Source organism: Actinomadura sp. NPDC048394, from assembly GCF_040651755.1.
Lineage (GTDB): Bacteria > Actinomycetota > Actinomycetes > Streptosporangiales > Streptosporangiaceae > Spirillospora > Spirillospora montaniterrae.
On record NZ_JBEZJL010000043.1, the window covers coordinates 1 to 15,910 of the forward strand.

At 74.1% G+C, this 15,910-nt stretch carries 13 protein-coding genes; 6 read left to right on the plus strand and 7 right to left on the minus strand.

Annotated elements, in window-relative coordinates:
- The first annotated feature begins 94 nt into the window (after positions 1-94).
- The 4 genes from AB0C78_RS29035 to AB0C78_RS29050 all read left to right on the plus strand — a co-directional run bounded on the left by AB0C78_RS29035 (position 95) and on the right by AB0C78_RS29050 (position 4,881).
- Positions 95-1,543 (plus strand): FAD-linked oxidase C-terminal domain-containing protein, encoded by a 1,449-nt coding sequence (locus AB0C78_RS29035; RefSeq protein ID WP_360753801.1) that lies wholly within the window; start codon positions 95-97, stop codon positions 1,541-1,543.
- Positions 1,543-2,748, plus strand: coding sequence for an FAD-binding oxidoreductase (locus tag AB0C78_RS29040; RefSeq protein WP_360753804.1), 1,206 nt, complete (start codon positions 1,543-1,545; stop codon positions 2,746-2,748). The genes AB0C78_RS29035 and AB0C78_RS29040 overlap by 1 nt, the downstream gene beginning before the upstream one ends.
- Entirely contained in the window at positions 2,749-4,035 is a 1,287-nt protein-coding gene (locus AB0C78_RS29045) for a heterodisulfide reductase-related iron-sulfur binding cluster (protein WP_360753807.1), read from the plus strand.
- A gap of 141 nt (positions 4,036-4,176) precedes the next feature.
- Positions 4,177-4,881, plus strand: coding sequence for a hypothetical protein (locus tag AB0C78_RS29050; protein ID WP_360753810.1), 705 nt, complete (start codon positions 4,177-4,179; stop codon positions 4,879-4,881).
- Between the two features lie 6 nt (positions 4,882-4,887).
- On the opposite strand, the gene AB0C78_RS29055 is transcribed toward AB0C78_RS29050, so the two are convergent.
- From AB0C78_RS29055 to AB0C78_RS29070, 4 genes are read right to left on the minus strand one after another with little or no spacing between them, the layout of a single operon-like run.
- Positions 4,888-6,570, minus strand: coding sequence for an ABC transporter family substrate-binding protein (locus AB0C78_RS29055; protein WP_360753812.1), 1,683 nt, complete (start codon positions 6,568-6,570; stop codon positions 4,888-4,890).
- Positions 6,567-8,612, minus strand: a complete 2,046-nt coding sequence (locus AB0C78_RS29060) for an ABC transporter ATP-binding protein (RefSeq protein WP_360753815.1) — start codon at positions 8,610-8,612, stop codon at positions 6,567-6,569. Before AB0C78_RS29060 ends, AB0C78_RS29055 begins: the two co-directional genes overlap by 4 nt.
- Positions 8,609-9,514 (minus strand): ABC transporter permease, encoded by a 906-nt coding sequence (locus AB0C78_RS29065; protein ID WP_360753817.1) that lies wholly within the window; start codon positions 9,512-9,514, stop codon positions 8,609-8,611. The genes AB0C78_RS29060 and AB0C78_RS29065 overlap by 4 nt, the downstream gene beginning before the upstream one ends.
- On the minus strand, positions 9,511-10,512 hold the full coding sequence (locus AB0C78_RS29070; RefSeq protein ID WP_360753820.1) for an ABC transporter permease: 1,002 nt from the start codon (positions 10,510-10,512) through the stop codon (positions 9,511-9,513). Before AB0C78_RS29070 ends, AB0C78_RS29065 begins: the two co-directional genes overlap by 4 nt.
- 327 nt (positions 10,513-10,839) lie before the next feature.
- Between AB0C78_RS29070 and AB0C78_RS29075 the strand changes: the two genes are divergently transcribed.
- Positions 10,840-12,804, plus strand: a complete 1,965-nt coding sequence (locus AB0C78_RS29075) for a sensor histidine kinase (RefSeq protein ID WP_360753822.1) — start codon at positions 10,840-10,842, stop codon at positions 12,802-12,804.
- A gap of 268 nt (positions 12,805-13,072) precedes the next feature.
- On the opposite strand, the gene dapF is transcribed toward AB0C78_RS29075, so the two are convergent.
- Entirely contained in the window at positions 13,073-13,897 is an 825-nt protein-coding gene (dapF, locus tag AB0C78_RS29080; RefSeq protein WP_360753825.1) for a diaminopimelate epimerase, read from the minus strand.
- A 30-nt stretch (positions 13,898-13,927) separates the two neighbouring features.
- Positions 13,928-14,818, minus strand: a complete 891-nt coding sequence (miaA, locus tag AB0C78_RS29085) for a tRNA (adenosine(37)-N6)-dimethylallyltransferase MiaA (RefSeq protein ID WP_360753951.1) — start codon at positions 14,816-14,818, stop codon at positions 13,928-13,930.
- 125 nt (positions 14,819-14,943) lie between these two features.
- On the opposite strand from miaA, the gene AB0C78_RS29090 reads away from it, so the two are divergent.
- Positions 14,944-15,156, plus strand: a complete 213-nt coding sequence (locus tag AB0C78_RS29090) for an antitoxin (protein ID WP_151538379.1) — start codon at positions 14,944-14,946, stop codon at positions 15,154-15,156.
- Here the strand turns inward: AB0C78_RS29090 and AB0C78_RS29095 are convergent.
- On the minus strand, positions 15,153-15,905 hold the full coding sequence (locus AB0C78_RS29095) for a hypothetical protein (protein WP_360753827.1): 753 nt from the start codon (positions 15,903-15,905) through the stop codon (positions 15,153-15,155). The two genes, AB0C78_RS29090 and AB0C78_RS29095, sit on opposite strands and share 4 nt — an antisense overlap.
- Positions 15,906-15,910 lie beyond the last annotated feature (5 nt).

Sequence of the window (15,910 nt, forward strand, 5' to 3'; positions counted from 1 at the left end):
ATGCAGACCCAGGTCCCCGACCACTCCGCCACGCTGCGCTCCTGATCGGGGACGCTGGTCAGGTCCGTTCCCATCCGCGGCGGACCGGGACCGCGTGGAACCGCTACTGGAGGCGCTGGGCCCGCGCCTGGACGCGCTGCTCGGGCCCGACCGGGTGATCACCGACCCGGTGCGGCTGCGCACGTACGAGTGCGACGGCCTCACCAACCACCGCTCGACGCCCGGGATCGTCGTGCTGCCCGACACCGCCGAGGAGATCGCGGCGATCGTGCGCGCGTGCGCGGACGCGGGCGTCCCCTACGTGGCGCGCGGGTCCGGGACGGGCCTGTCCGGCGGGGCGCTCCCCCGCGCGGACGGGGTGCTGATCGTCACGTCCCGGATGCGGCGGATCCTGGAGATCGACATCCCGGGGCAGCGGGCCGTGGTCGAGCCCGGCGTGATCAACCTGGACGTGACGCGGGCCGTCCGCCCGTACGGGTACTACTTCGCGCCCGACCCGTCCAGCCAGCAGATCTGCTCGGTCGGCGGGAACGTGGCGGAGAACTCCGGCGGCGCGCACTGCCTGAAGTACGGGTTCACCGCCCACCACGTGCTCGCGTGCGAGGTCGTGACGCCGGACGGCGAGCTGGTGGAGCTGGCGGCGGACGGTCCCGGCTACGACCTGCTCGGCGTGTTCGTCGGGGCGGAGGGCACCCTCGGCATCACCACCAAGATCACGGTGCGGCTGACGCGGGTGCCGGAGACGGTGCAGACGCTGCTCGCGGCGTTCGAGTCGATCGAGGCGGGCGGCAGAGCGGTGTCGGCGATCATCGGCGCGGGGATGGTGCCGGCGGCGATCGAGATGATGGACGCGCTGTCGATCGAGGCGGCGGAGGCGGCGGTGCGCTGCGAGTACCCGCCGGGCGCGGGCGCGGTGCTGATCGTGGAGCTGGACGGCCCGGACGCGGAGGTCGCCGCGCAGTTCGCCGAGGTGGAGCGGCTGTGCCGGGACGCGGGCGCGTTCGAGATCCGGATCGCGGCGGACGACGCGGAGCGCGCGCTGATCTGGAAGGGGCGCAAGTCGGCGTTCGCGGCGGTCGGCCGGATCAGCCCCGCCTACATCGTGCAGGACGGCGTCATCCCGCGCACGGCGCTGCCGCGGGTGCTGGCGCGGATCGACGCGCTGTCGGCCGAGTCGGGCGTGCGGGTCGCGAACGTGTTCCACGCCGGGGACGGCAACCTGCATCCGCTGGTGCTGTTCGACGACGCCGAGCCGGGCGCCGCGGAGCGCGCCGAGGAGGTGTCGGGCGCGATCCTCGACCTGTGCATCGAGCACGGCGGGTCCATCACCGGCGAGCACGGCGTGGGCGTCGACAAGTCCCGCTACATGCCGCGGATGTTCACCGACACCGATCTGGACACGATGCAGATGGTCCGCTGCGGGTTCGATCCCGCGGGACTGTGCAACCCGGGGAAGGTCTTCCCCACGCCGCGGCTGTGCGGCGAGGTCCCGGGCGTGCGGAAGGGCCCGCACCCGTACGAGGGAAAGGCGGACATCTTCTGATGCGGCCGTTGGAGGCTCTGGCGAAGGTCTGCGACGACGTCCGCGCCGGCGAGCCCGAGGAGGGCGTGCTGGGTGTGCAGCCCGCGCTGGTGGCGGCGCCGTCGTCGGTCGCGGAGGCCGCGGAGGTGATGCGCGTCGCCGCCGAGCAGGGCCTGTCCGTGGTCCCGCGCGGCGCCGAGACGCGGCTGGACTGGGGGACTCCCCCGGAGCGCTGCGACCTGCTCGTGGACACCCACCGGCTGGACAGGCTGGTCGAGCACGCCTCCGGCGACCTCGTCGCCACGGCGGAGGCCGGCCTGCCGCTGGAGACGCTGGCGGAGAGGCTCGCGGAGAAGGGGCAGCGGCTGTCCCTGGACGTCCCGCTGCCCGGTTCCACGGTCGGCGGGACGATCGCCACCGGGGCCGCCGGCCCGCTCCGGACGCTGTTCGGGACGCCGCGCAACCTCGTCATCGGACTCACGGTCGTGCGGGCGGACGGGAAGATCGCACGGTCCGGCGGGAAGGTCGTCAAGAACGTCGCGGGCTACGACCTGGGGCGGCTGTTCTCCGGCTCGTACGGGACCCTCGGGCTCATCGTGGAGGCGACGTTCCGCCTCCATCCGGTGCCGGCCGCGACGGCGTGGGTCACGCGCCGGGTGAGCGGCCCGGAAGAGGCACACGAAGCCGTCCAAGCCGTCCTGCACTCCCCCACCTCGCCGAGTGCTCTCGAGTACATCGGTCCTGGGACGGTCGCGGCGCTGCTGGAAGGCGTTCCGGACGGTGTCGCCGCGCGCGCTGGGCAGCTCGTCAAGCTCCTCGGTGGCGATGCCCGGGTCACCGAGGATGCGCCGGACGGCTGGGGCCTGTACCCGGACGGCACCACCCTCATCGACGTGACCGCACCACCGCCGTCCCTCCGCGAACTCATCGGCCTTGTCGACGGCCTACAGCACGACGTGGCGATGACATGGAGCGGCAGCGGACACGGACAGATCGGTCTCCCCTCCGGGATGGCGGCCGAGGAAGTGGCCACGACGCTCGGCGCACTGCGCGACGTCCTAGGCCGCCACAAGGGCGGCGCCGTCGTCCGCTACGCGCCGCAGGATGTGCGCGGTGAGATCGATCTGTGGGGGCCGGTTCCGGCCCTCTCGTTGATGCGCCGGGTGAAGGACCAGTTCGATCCCGATCATCGGCTGTCCCCCGGCCGCTTCGTGGGAGGAATCTGAATGAGCGCCCAGGACGACCTCCCGAAACTCCTCGGGGACTGCGTGCACTGCGGTTTCTGCCTGCCGACCTGCCCCACCTACGTGCTGTGGGGCGAGGAGATGGACTCCCCGCGCGGACGCATCCACCTCATGCAGCAGCACGTCGAGGGCGCGCCCCTCAACGCGCCGATGGTGCAGCACTTCGACCAGTGCCTCGGATGCATGGCGTGCGTGACGGCGTGCCCGTCCGGCGTGCAGTACGACCGGCTCATCGAGACGACGCGGGCGGAGGTGGAACGCGAGCATCCCCGTTCGCTCAAGGAGCGGGCCATACGCGAGGCGATCTTCCGCCTGTTCCCGTACAGGCGGCGTCTGCGCGCGCTCCGCGGCCCACTGCGCGCCTACCAGAAATCGGGCCTGGACCGGCTGGTGCGGCGCAGCGGCGTCCTGGAACGCATCTCGCCGTCCGTCGCGGCGATGGAACGGCTCGCGCCGCCCCTGGGCAAGGCGCCGCGCCTGCCCGAGTTCGTCGCCGCGCGCGGCAAGCGCCGCGCGACGGTCGGGATGCTGACGGGCTGCGTCCAGGGCGAGTTCTTCCCCGGCGTCAACGCGGCCACCGCGCGCGTCCTCGCGCTTGAAGGCTGCGACGTGGTCATCCCCCGGGACCAGGGCTGCTGCGGGGCGCTGTCGCTGCACTCCGGCCGCGAGGACGAGGCCCGCGCCTTCGCCCGCCGGACGGTCGAGACCTTCGAGTCCGCCGACGTCATCGTGGTGAACTCGGCGGGCTGCGGCTCGGCGATGAAGGAGTACCGGGCGCTGCTCGCCGACGACCCGGCCTGGGCCGCCCGAGCCGAGGCGCTGTCGGCCAAGACCAGGGACCTCGCCGAGTTCCTCGTGGAACTCGGGCCCCGCGCGGAACGTCGGCCACTTCCGGTCACGCTCGCCTACCACGACGCGTGCCATCTGTCCCATGCGCAGGGCGTCCGCGCCCAGCCGCGGGCCCTGCTGGGCGGCATCCCGGAGCTGACCGTCGTCGAGATCGCCGAACCGGACCTCTGCTGCGGATCCGCCGGCACCTACAATCTCCTCCAGCCGGAGGCCGCCTCCGCGTTGGGCGACCGCAAGGCGGTGAACGTGGACGCCACCGGAGCCGAACTACTCGTCGCCGCCAACCCCGGCTGCTCCATGCAGATCGCCACCGCGCTGCAACGCCGCGGCGCGCACATCGCGGTCGCGCACACCGCGCAGGTGCTCGACGCCTCGCTGCGTGGGCTCGGCCGCGACGCCCTTGTCGGACGCACTTCGTAAGGTCCTGACCAGGTGGTTCCGCCGCTTCCCCGGCCGGGGAGGCCCGGCCGCCACGGTTCCGGCCGTCCTGTATCGTGACTGGCCCCTGCAGGCAGGACGCGCTTACTGGGCAGGAAACGGGCCCGAGGGAGCACGAGGAACGTGTCGAACAGCTACCACTCACACCGCCGAAGAAGGAAGAGCGGCGCGGGCCGGCTCGGCCTCGCCGGCGCCGTCACGGGCGTCGTGGGCATCGCCGCCGTCGCCGCCGGGATCGTCTACTTCCGGCCGTCCGGCGACGCGGGCGGCACCGGCCGGCCGTCGCTCGCCAGCCAGGGCGAGACCGGGTCGCAGAGCGCCGCCCCGCTGCCGAAGACCGGGCCGCCCGTCAACTTCACCACCCCCGAGGGCTACGGCTACAGCCTCGCCGCGGTGAAGGCCGGGACGGACCGGCAGCCGCTCGGCGCGACCGAGGCGCCGCCGTCCGGCACGACGTACGCCTACGCCGACTACGTCCTCACCAACAGCCAGCGCAGGCCCGTCCTGCTGGACTTCCCGGCGGACCTGTTCATGCCGAAGTCGCAGGTCCCCCCGGACGCGCAGTCCCGCTGCATGCCGCAGCCGGGCATCCCCGACGACCTGTGCACGCTGCCCAACCACAGCAAGATCACCGCCCGGCTCGGCGGGTCGAAGGCGCCGGTCAACGACGACGGCGACCAGATGATGCCCGCGGGCGCCTCCTACCTGGTGCGGATCGCGACGGACCTGCCGGTCAAGGACGCGCTGTCCGCCGGCGACCTGAAGATGTACGTGTGGAACGCCCGCTACACCAGCGACCGCAAGGGCGTCGAGATCGGCTTCCCCTAGCCGCGATCATCCCGGGCTCGTGAAGCCGATGTCCTGGTAGCCGGGTTCGTAGAAGCCGCGGGCGCCGATGTTGGCCAGGTCGGCGCGCACCGCGACGAGCTGGGGACGCTGGTAGAGGGGCAGGACGGTGGCCTGCTGCCAGACCAGCCGGTCCGCCTCGTTCACAAGGACGTGAATCCTCGCAGGATCGACCTCCGCGATCGCGCGGTCCATGGCCGCGTCGATGGCGGCCGTTCCCGTGCGCGAATAGTTCTGCTGGACGCGGTCCCCGTGCGGCCGCGCGAAGACCGCTTTCATGGGCGACACAGGGAACGACGTGCCCAACCAGGAGAACGGGACGATGTCGAAGTTCCCGGGGGTGACGTAGTGGTCGAACACGTCGTCGGCGGGGACGGCGTCGATGTCCACCCGGACGCCTACGCGCCGCAGTAGCGCGCGCGTGAGCTCCCCTTCCTGCTCGCTGATCGGGACGCCGGAGGGGATGACGAACCGCAGCGCGAGCGTCCGGCCGCCCTTCGCGCGGTACCGGCCGTGCCGGGTCCAGCCGGCCTGGTCGAGGAGCCGCCGCGCGGCCGCCGGGTCGTAGCCGCCCAGGTCCCCCGAGTCGTCCTGGTAGCCGTCCTGGGTGTTGACGTAGAAGTGGTTGCCGAGCGTCTGGATCGGCACGCCCAGCCCGGACAGGTCGGAGCGGGCGATGGCGCGGCGGTCGATGCCGAGCATGATGGCGCGCCGGACCCTCAGATCGGACAGAATCGGCCCGGCGGCGTTGAACGTGAAGTGCCGCCAGTCGGGGCCGCCGGCCCTGCGCACGACGGCCCCGGGGACGGACTCGGCGCGGCGCAGGGCGCCCGCGTCCATGCCGACGTCCATCAGGTCGATCTCGTTGGCGGCGAACGCGCCGGGCATCGCGCTGGTGTCCATCGCCCGGTAGACGATCCGGTCGAGCTTGGCGGGCGGGCCCCACCAGCCCGAATCGCGGACCATCGTGACGGTCTCGGCCGTCTGGTCGATCCTCTCGAGGCGGAACGGGCCCGCGGTGACCGGCATGCGGTCGATCCAGCCCGTGTTGAACGCGGCGGGCGTCGAGTAGGCCACCGCCGGATAGAGGGGGCTGAACAGGCTCCGCCAGTCCGCGTACGTCCCAGCGAAGGTCACCTTGACGGTCTGAGGGTCCGCGCCTTGCTCGACGCGCTGGATCTCCTTGTATCCGGTGACGGTGGAGACCTCGTAGCGGGGGTCGCGGCCGGACAGCGCGCGCGCCTGCGCGGCGAAGTCGCGATAGCTGAGGGGCCGGCCGTCGGACCAGTGCGCGTCGGGGTTGAGCCGGTAGGTGACGACCTGGCCGTGCCCGCTGCGCCGCAGTTCCGCCGAGCGGAGGTACTCGGGCACGGGGTGCGGGACGGCCTTCTCGTCGGCGCGCATGAGGTGGGGCAGCGCGCCCTGGATCACCTGCTCGACGGAGCCTTTCGTCCCGTTGACGTCGTTGAAGTTCCACTGCGACGGGAACTCGGGGAGCGGCCAGCGGAGCGTGCCGCCGTTGCGGACGTGGTCGCGCGGCGTCGGGTTGACGTCCGACGCGGGCAGCCCGCCGGCCGCGCGGGTCGTCGCCTCTCCGGGGCCCGGGCCGCCGCATCCGGCGGCGACCGCGGTCGCGGCGGCGAGCAGGAGGGCGCCCAGGGGGCGTTTCACGAACCGGCTCCGGCTTCGGCGAGGGGGTGATGGCAGGCGGCCCATTGATCGCTTTCTCGGTCGGTGCTCATGGGGCGGGGCATGGGGTCGTGCTCTTCGCATCGGCGGGCGTCCACCGCGCCCAAGGCCGCGTACCGCGGGCAGCGCGACCGGAAACGGCAGCCCGCGGGCGGGGCCATGGGGTCGGGGAGATCTCCCCGCAGCGGGACGCGTCGTCTGCGGCGCTCCAGACGCGGATCCGGTAGCGGCACCGCGTCCAGCAGCGCGCGCGTGTAAGGGTGGGCGGGCCGTCCGTACACCTCGTCCACGGAACCGATCTCCACGATGCGTCCCATGTACATGACGGCGACGCGGTCGGCGATGCGGTGCACGACCGCCAGATCGTGCGCCACGAACAGGTACGCGATGCCGAGGCGGTTGCGCAGGCCTTCGAGCAGGTCCATGACGCCCGCCTGAACCGACACGTCCAGCGCCGCGACGGGCTCGTCCAGCAGCAGCAGCCGCGGCTCCAGCGCGAGCGCCCGCGCGATGCCGACGCGCTGCCGCTGCCCACCGGACAGCCCGTGCGGGTACCGCCCGGCATGGGCCGGCTCCAGCCCCACCAGGTCGAGCAGTTCCCGGACGCGCCCGCGCGGCGCCCGCAGGCCGTGCGCCGCGAACGGCTCGGCGATGATGTCGGCGACGCGCATCCGGGGATCGAGCGACGTGAACGGGTCCTGGAAGACGACCTGGACGTCGCGCCGCAGCGCCTTGCGGCGCGCCGGACGCAGCGCGGCGGTGTCCTGCCCGAGCACGGCGACGCTTCCGCGCTGCGGGCGCGCCAGCCGCAGGATCTCCATCAGCGCCGTCGTCTTGCCGCAGCCCGACTCCCCCACGAGCGCGAGCGTCTCGGCCTCCCGGACGTCGAACCCGATGCCGTCCACGGCGTGGACGGTGCCCGCGCGCCGCCTGAGCAGCGTCCCCCGGTACAGCGGATGGTGGCGGACCAGGCCGTCCACCTCCAGGACGACGGGGCGCTCGCGCCGGGGCGGGCGCGCGGGCCGCGGCACGGCGTCGGGCAGCGGGAACACCGCGTCCGGGTCGGCGGTCGCCTCGGTGTTGACGCACGCGGCCGTGTGCCCGGACGGCCCGACCAGGACCGGTTCCGGGTCCCGGCCGCCGCACGCGTCCACCGCGACGGGGCAGCGCGGCCGGAAGGCGCACCCGCCGCCCGCCGCCGGCGCCGCGGGCGAGGCCCCGTCGACCGGCACCGGGCGGGCGGCCCCGGCCGCGCCCATCCGGGGCAGGGACTGCAGCAACCCGATCGTGTACGGCATCCGCGGGCGCCGGTACACCTCCTCCACCGGCCCCGACTCCACCGCCCGGCCCGCGTGCATCACCATGATCCGGTCGGCGAACCCGGCGACGACGCCGAGGTCGTGGGTGATCAGCACGATCGCGGCGCCGGTGGCCTCCTTCGCCGCCTTCAGCACGTCCAGGACCTGCGCCTGCACGGTCACGTCCAGCGCCGTCGTCGGCTCGTCCGCGACGATCGCGACCGGGTCGTTGGCGATCGCCATCGCGATCATCACGCGCTGCCGCATCCCGCCGGAGAACTCGTGCGGGTGGGCGCGGGCCCGCCGCGCCGCGCCGGGGATGCCCACGAGGTCGAGCAGCTCGACGGCCCGTGCCCGCGCCGCCGCCCGGGTGGCGCCCGAGTGGACGCGGACGGCCTCGGCGATCTGGTCGCCGACCGGGTGGACGGGCGTCAGCGCGGACAGCGGGTCCTGGAACACCATCGCCAGGTCCCTGCCGCGGATCCGGGACAGCTCGGCGTCGGACCGTCCGACCAGCTCCTCGCCGCGCAGCCGGACCGAGCCGGTGACGCGCGCGTCCGGCGGCAGCAGCCCCACCATCGCCAGCGCCAGTGCCGTCTTGCCCGACCCCGACTCGCCGACGACGCCGAGGACCTCGCCCGCTCCGACATCGAAGCCCACGCCGCGGACGGCGGGCACGCCCGGCGCGTACCGGACCGTCAGGTCCCGCACCGCGAGGAGCGTCACCGGTCGCCCCGCCGCGGGCCGGCCTCCGGGTCCAGGACGTCGCGCAGCCCGTCCCCGAGCAGGTTCACCGCCAGGACGATCAGCACGAGCATCGTCGCGGCCGCCGCGAACGGCCACGGGCAGGCGGGCGCGGCGCCCTGCCCCGCGGCGACCAGCGTGCCGAGCGAGACGTCCGGCGGCCGCACGCCGAAGCCGAGGTAGGACAGCCCGCTCTCGGCGACGACCGCGACGCTGACGTTCACGCTCGCGTCCACGACCAGCAGCGACGCCAGCTGCGGCAGCACGTGCCGGACGATCACCCGCGCCGGGCCCGCGCCGAGGAAGCGGGCGGCGAGCACGTACTCGCGCTCGCGCAGCGAGACCGTCATGCCCCGCACCGACCGCGCGCCGACCATCCACAGCACCGCCGCGAGCAGCGGCACCAGCGCCCCGCCGCCGAGCAGCGGCGCCAGCACGGCGACGAGCAGGAACGACGGCACGACCAGCAGCAGGTCGGTGCCCCACATCAGGATCCGGTCGAGCCGGCCGCCGGCGAACCCGGCGACGGTGCCGACCAGCCCCGCGAGCCCGGTCGACAGCACGGCCACGGACAGGCCGATGACCAGCGACCGGCGGGTCCCGCGCAGGGTGAGGGCGAGGACGTCCCGGCCGCTCTGCGTGGTGCCGAGCCAGTGCCGCGCGGACGGACCCTGCCGGAACGCGGTGAAGTCGGTGTCGTCCCAGCCCCAGCGGGACAGCAGCGGCCCGCAGAACGCGACCGCGAACAGGGCCGCGAGCAGGACGAGTCCCGCGACGGCCCGCCTGTTGCGCGCGATGCGGCGGGGCAGCCGGGGCGGTCCGGCGGGAGATGGCGTGCCGGCCGGCTGCTCGGGTGCCGTGCGGGCGGCGAGTCCGGTGGTCACGCGGCGGCCCCGGACCGGACGCGCGGGTCGAGGACGCCGTGCAGGACGTCCGACGCCAGCCCCGCCGACAGGACGCCGCCCGCCGCGAGGCAGCTGATCGCCGCGACCACGTTGACGTCGCCGCGCGAAATCGCCTCGACCAGCCATTCGCCCATGCCGTGCCAGCCGAAGGCCTGCTCGCAGAACATGCCGCCCAGGACCAGGAACCCGAACGAGTAGGCGAAGTAGGTCGTCATCGGTATCAGCGCGGTCCGCAGGCCGTGGCGCAGCAGGGCCGTGCGGTGCCGCAGCCCTTTCGCCCTCGCCGTCCGGACGAAGTCGGCGTGCAGGACGTCCAGCATCAGGCCACGCTGGTAGCGGCTGTAGAAGGCGATCTGTGTCATGGCGATGGTGACGGTCGGAAGGAACAGGTGGCGTGCGCGGTCCGCCAGTCCGCCGAGCGCGCCGAACGGTCCGTAGGCCGCCCCTGGGCTGGTCTCCCCCACCCAGGCGAACAGGTGCATCCCCATCGCGTCGTTGGCCTTGGCCGCGACGATCTGCAGCAGCACGGCCAGCACGAACACCGGCACGGCCAGCAGCAGGTACGAGCCGAACGTGATGAACCGGTCCGCCGCACGTCCCTGCCGTATCGCGGCGTAGGCGCCGAGCAGGATCCCTAGGGCCGACCCCAGTACCGCGCCCGGAGACAGCAGCCGCACGCTCACTCCCAGCCGTCGCCACAGTTCCGCGTTGACGGGCCGTCCTTCCCACGTGCGGCCGAAGTCGCCGTGCAGGACGCCCGCCGCCCAGGTGCCGTACCGCACGGCCAGCGCCGTGCGGTCGTTCAGGTTGAGGCGGGTGAGGCGCGCGTCCACGACCGACTCGGGCGGGCGGGGCGCGCGGTCGTCGAAATTGGACCGCGGGTCGAGCGCGACGGCGGCGAGCAGGTAGGCCAGGCTCGTGGCCGCCACGGCGAGCACCGCGTAGTTCGCGAGCCGCCGCAGCAGGAACGCCGCCATGTCCCTCCTCCCGCCGCACGCGCCGATCACACACTGTCATGGATCGATCACGCGAAGCGTGGGAGAAACGCCGACGGTTCCCGTTTCCGTTACCGGACGCCGCTGCGCGGGCCGGCGCGAAGCCGCTCCCTCGCGCCCGCGACCGTCCGGAGTGTCCTGAGCTGGGACATCTGTTCCCTGTGCCGGGTTCCGCGGCTACCATCACGGCACGCGCGCCCCCGCCGCGCGGCGCGCCGGACCCGCTGTCCTGAGGCGGACGCCGCCATCAGTGCAGGACGGTGCGCCGGACGTTTTAACATTCCATTACTTTTGATTCGGGGAGCCGCCATGGACACCGCCGGGCACGGCCGCGGGCACGCGGCACGCGCGGCGGTCCCGCTCGCCCTGGCGGCGGTCCTGGCCGTCGCCGCGACGCTCCTGCTCGGCACCCGCCTGCCCGCCGGCACGCGGCTGGTCTGGTGGCACCCCGAGATCGTCATCGCGCTGTTCTGGACGCCGGTGGCCGCCGCGCTGCTGCGCAAGCGGGCCGGGCTGCGGGTCGGCTGGCTGATGCTCGGCTCCGGGTTCAGCGCGGCGGTGTACGTCCTGGTCCTCAACCTCGCGCCGTGGTTCACGCTGCACGGCTGGGCCGGGGCCGCGTTCCTGCGGTGGCTCGGCACGTGGCTGTGGGCCGTCGACACCTACGCGCTCACGCTGGTCCTGCCGCTGATCTTCCCGGACGGGCGGGTGGTGACGCGCTGGTTCCGGCCCGTGCTGTGGCTCGCCTGGCTGGTACCGGTCGTCGTGTGCGTCCACCTGACGATCGACCCGGGCGCCCGCCGGTTCCACAACGGCGTGTCGGTGTACCCGTTCGAGGAGATCCCGGTCCCGATCAGCGTCCTGATCCTCGGGACGCTCGCCGGGGGCCTGCTGTCGCTGGTGGTCCGGTTCGCCCGGTCCGCTCCGGACGTGCGGCGGCAGATCGCGTGGGTCGTCTACCCCGGCGTGATCGCGCAGGCCGTGATCTTCGTCGGGGAGAACAGCGCGATCGGCGACCCGCTGCGCGACCTCAGCATCGCGGCCGTGCCGATCTGCATCGGGATCGCCATCCGCCGCTACCGGCTGTACGACATCGACCTCGTGGTCAGCCGGACGCTGGTCTACGCCGGGCTGGTCGTGGTGATCACCGGCGTGTACTTCGCGCTGGTCGGGGCGGCCGGCCTGCTCGCGCACGGCTACGGGACGCTCGCCGGGCTCGCGGGCGCGATCGTCGCCGGCGCGGTGTTCGAGCCGGTCCGGCGGCGGCTCCAGCGCGCCGTGGACGGGCTGATCCACGGCGAGCGCGACCCGTACCGGATCGCGGACCGGCTGAACCGGCGGCTCCAGACCGCCGTCGACCCGGCCGCCGCGCTCGCGGTCGCCGCCGAGGTGGCCCGCTCGGCGCTGCACGCCACGGGCGTCGTGATCGAGGTGCTGGACCGCGAGGGCCGGACGGTCTCGGCGGAGGACGGCGTGCTCGGCGACCGCCCGCAGCTCGTCCCGCTGGTGTGGCACGGCGAGCCGGTGGGCCGGCTGCTGTTCGGCGTCTCCCGGCCGCCGGACGCGCGGATGTCCGGCATCCTGGCCCGCAACCTCGCCGAGCTGGCGAACGCCGCCCGGCTCACCGCGGACGTGGCGCGCTCCCGCGAGCGCATCCTGCGCACCCGGGAGGAGGAGCGCCGCCGCCTGCGCCGCGACCTGCACGACGGCCTCGGCCCGACGCTCGCCAGCCTCGCGATGACGGTGGACGCGGCGCGCATCACCCTGAAGACCGACCCCGAGGCCGCCGACGCGCTGCTGGAGAACCTGCGGACGATGATGGGCCGCACCATCGGCGACATCCGCGAGCTGGTGTACGGGCTGCGCCCGCCCGCGCTGGACGACCTCGGGCTCGCGGGCGCGATCCAGGCGCTCGGCGGCGTCGTCGCGACGGGCGACGGCCCCCGGGTGGACGTCCACGTCGAAGGCGATCTGGAGCGGCTCCCCGCCGCCGCCGAGGTCGCCGCGTACCGGATCGTCCAGGAGGCCCTGACGAACGTACACCGGCACGCCAGGGCCGACTCGGCGGTGGTGCGGCTTTACCTGAACGGCGATCTGCACGTGACCGTCGACGACGACGGCGTGGGGCTTCCCCCGCAGATGCGTTCGGGGATCGGCATGTCGTCGATGCGCGAGCGCGCGGCGGAACTCGGCGGCTCCTGCACGGTGGGTCCCGGTCCCAAGGGCGGGACGCTGGTCCGCGCGCGGCTGCCGGTCAACGGCGCCCGCGGCTGAGTCCCCCGCCGGCCGTCCCGTGCCTCTGCTGCGTCCCGTGCCTCTCCTGGTGGGAGGGCCGGTGACCGCCCCCCGCCAAGAAGGTCGCCACCGGCCCTCGGGCTCCGTACGGCGCCGGGGCTCCCATCCCGGTCCATACGGGCCATTCACCAGAGGGTGTGCAAGAGAGAACTTACGCGGTGCGCGGTCCCGTTGCGGAGGGACACTTGTCCCGATCGATCCGGGACCGCGACGGAAGCACCGTCTGCCCTGGTCAGGGCGGAGTTCGTCAGATCCAGCCGGGCCGGGTCTCGCCCTCGGCGACCAGGACGGCCGGGCCGCGCAGGTGGCTGGTGCGGCCGTCGAGGGTGACGGTCAGCCGCCCGCCGGGGACGTCCACGGTCCACTCGCCGGGCCCGGTCCCGCCGGCGGCGGCCACCGCGGCGGCCACGGTCCCGGTGCCGCAGGAGCGGGTCTCGCCGGAGCCCCGCTCGAACACGCGCATCTCCAGGTGCCGGTCCCCGATGGGGCGGTAGAACTCGACGTTCACGCCGTCCGGGTAGACCGCGGGGTCGAAGTCCGGGGCGCGGGAGAGGTCCAGCGCGGCGACGGGCCGGTCGGTGCGGCACGCCAGGTGCGGGTTCCCCATGGACACGCGCTCGCCGCGGAAGACGGCGCCGCCGATCGAGGCCTCCCCCGGGCCGAGCGCCACGGGCGCGCCCATGTCGACGCTCACCTCGCCGGACGCGCCGAGCGTCACCCGCTTGAGCCCGGCCCGCGTGGCGATGTCCCACTCGCCCGGGGCGGCGAGGCCCGCGTCGACGAGGTAGCGGGCGAACACGCGGGTGCCGTTGCCGCACATCTCGGCGATGCTGCCGTCGGCGTTGCGGTAGTCCATGAACCACTCCGCCTCGCCGAGCCCCGCGTCGTCGAGTCCCGCGCCGTCGAGGTCCATCGCCTTCGTCCGGACGACCCGCAGCACGCCGTCCGCCCCGATGCCGGCGCGCCGGTCGCACAGCCGGGCCACCGCCTCCGCCGTGAGGTCCAGCGCGCCGTCCGGGTCGGGCAGGATCACGAAGTCGTTCTCGGTGCCGTGCCCCTTAACAAACCGCATTCCCCGATCGTACGGTCTCGGCCGGGCGGCTCATCCGACCAGGCCGAGGGCCCGCTCCAGCAGGTCGGGGGCGTCGTGGGGCAGCCAGTGGACGCGGGGGTCGCGGCGGAACCACGACTCCTGGCGGCGGGCGAAGCGCCGCGTCGTCCGGACGGTCTCCTCCTTGGCCCGCTCCTCCGTCCACTCCCCGGCGAGGAACCGGAGGACCTGCGCGTAGCCGAGGGCGCGGCCGGCGGTCAGGCCGTCGCGCAGCCCCCGCTTCTCCAGGGCGCGGACCTCGTCCACCAGCCCCGCGTCCCACATCCGCTCGACGCGCAGCGCGATCCGCTCGTCCAGCCGCTCGCGCGGGACGCTCAGCCCCACCTGGACGACGGAGCCGTAGCGGTAGGCGTGCTCGGGCAGCGTGGCGGTGAACGGGCGGCCGGAGATCTCGATGACCTCCAGCGCGCGGACGATCCGGCGGCCGTTGCTCGGCAGGATCGCCTCGGCCGCCGCCGGGTCCCGCTCGCGGAGGCGGGCGTGCAGGGCGACGCTCCCGTCCCGTTCCAACTCGGCTTCGAGACGCGCCCGGACGGACGGGTCGGTGCCGGGGAACTCCATCCGGTCCAGCGCGGCCCGCACGTAGAGGCCGGACCCGCCGACCAGGACGGGGAGGCGCCCGCGGGCGCGGATCCCGGCGATCGCATCGGCGCTGAGCCGCTGGTACTCGGCGACGCTCGCGGTCTCGGTGACGTCCCAGACGTCCAGCAGATGGTGCGGGACCCCGCGCATCTCGGCGGGCGTCAGCTTCGCCGTGCCGATGTCCATGCCGCGGTAGAGCTGCATCGAGTCGGCGTTGACGGCCTCACCGCCGAGGCGGAGCGCCAGTTCCACGGCGAGGTCGGACTTGCCCGCGGCCGTCGCCCCCACGACCGCGATCACATCTGGAGAGGTCACGCCTGCAATTGTGGCAACAGATTGGGTATGGGCCTGCTTGTACGGGCTCCGCGCGAGGCCGCTCGAGGCCGCGGGGAGCCGCCGAGCCGAGGGATCCGGGGGGAATCGCGATGTCCTTCGTCGACAAGGTCAAGGAAATGCTGGGCCAGCACTCCGACCAGGCCAAGAAGGGCGTGGACAAGGCCGGGGACATGTTCGACCAGAAGACCGGCGGCAAGTACGCCGACAAGGTCGACAAGGTCCAGGACAAGGGGAACGACTACATCGACCGCAGCAGCGAGGGCGGTACCGGTGGCGAGGCCGGCCCGAACGAGCCCCGCTAGGACGTCCTGAGGCCTTCCATAGACCAGCTCGCGACGAAGTAGCCGACTCCATAGGGCGCCTCGTCCGCCAGTAGAGCGGCCGCCGACGCGGCCGTGGCGGGCGGAGCGCCTTCGGCGTCCATGGCCATGGCGGCGCCTGCGAGCACCTGCCACGCCGCGCGCCCGGCCGCCTGGAGTTCCGCGGAGACGCCGGGATCCAGCGCGGCGAGGGCGGCGGCGTCGGCCTTGCCGAGAGCGCGCGCGACGCCCTCGTCGTAGCCCTGCGCGCGCGTGTCGAGATACCCGGGCGCCTTCTCCGTCCGGCACGCGGATCCGTCGCCCATCACCAGCAGCGCCACCCGCGCCGCCGACCCGGCGAGTTCCGCGCCCAGCCGCAGGCAGGCGTCCGGATCCGCGTCGGACGCGACGGACTGGTAGCGCGCGTCCGCGGCGAAGCCGTGCCGTTCGAGAAGCCAGTACCCGATGGTGAGGGACAGCGGCAGCGCCTCGCCGCCGTATCCGTCCGCCAGGTCGACCGGGCTCGTCCAGTCCAGCCCGTACGGGCGGAGGGTCGCGTAGGCGCCGGCGCCGTAGGCGCGCGTCTCCGCGGCCCCGCCGACGACGATCAGCGCGTCCGCGTCGCGCACCCCGAGCCGGCCGACGGCCTCGTCGCAGGCCGCGCGCAGGCCGTCCAGCTCCGGGGCGGCCCCCGCCGCGAGAGCGGGCACGAGGATGGGCGGATGCGGGCACACCGCCGCCGAGATCAGCACCGGAC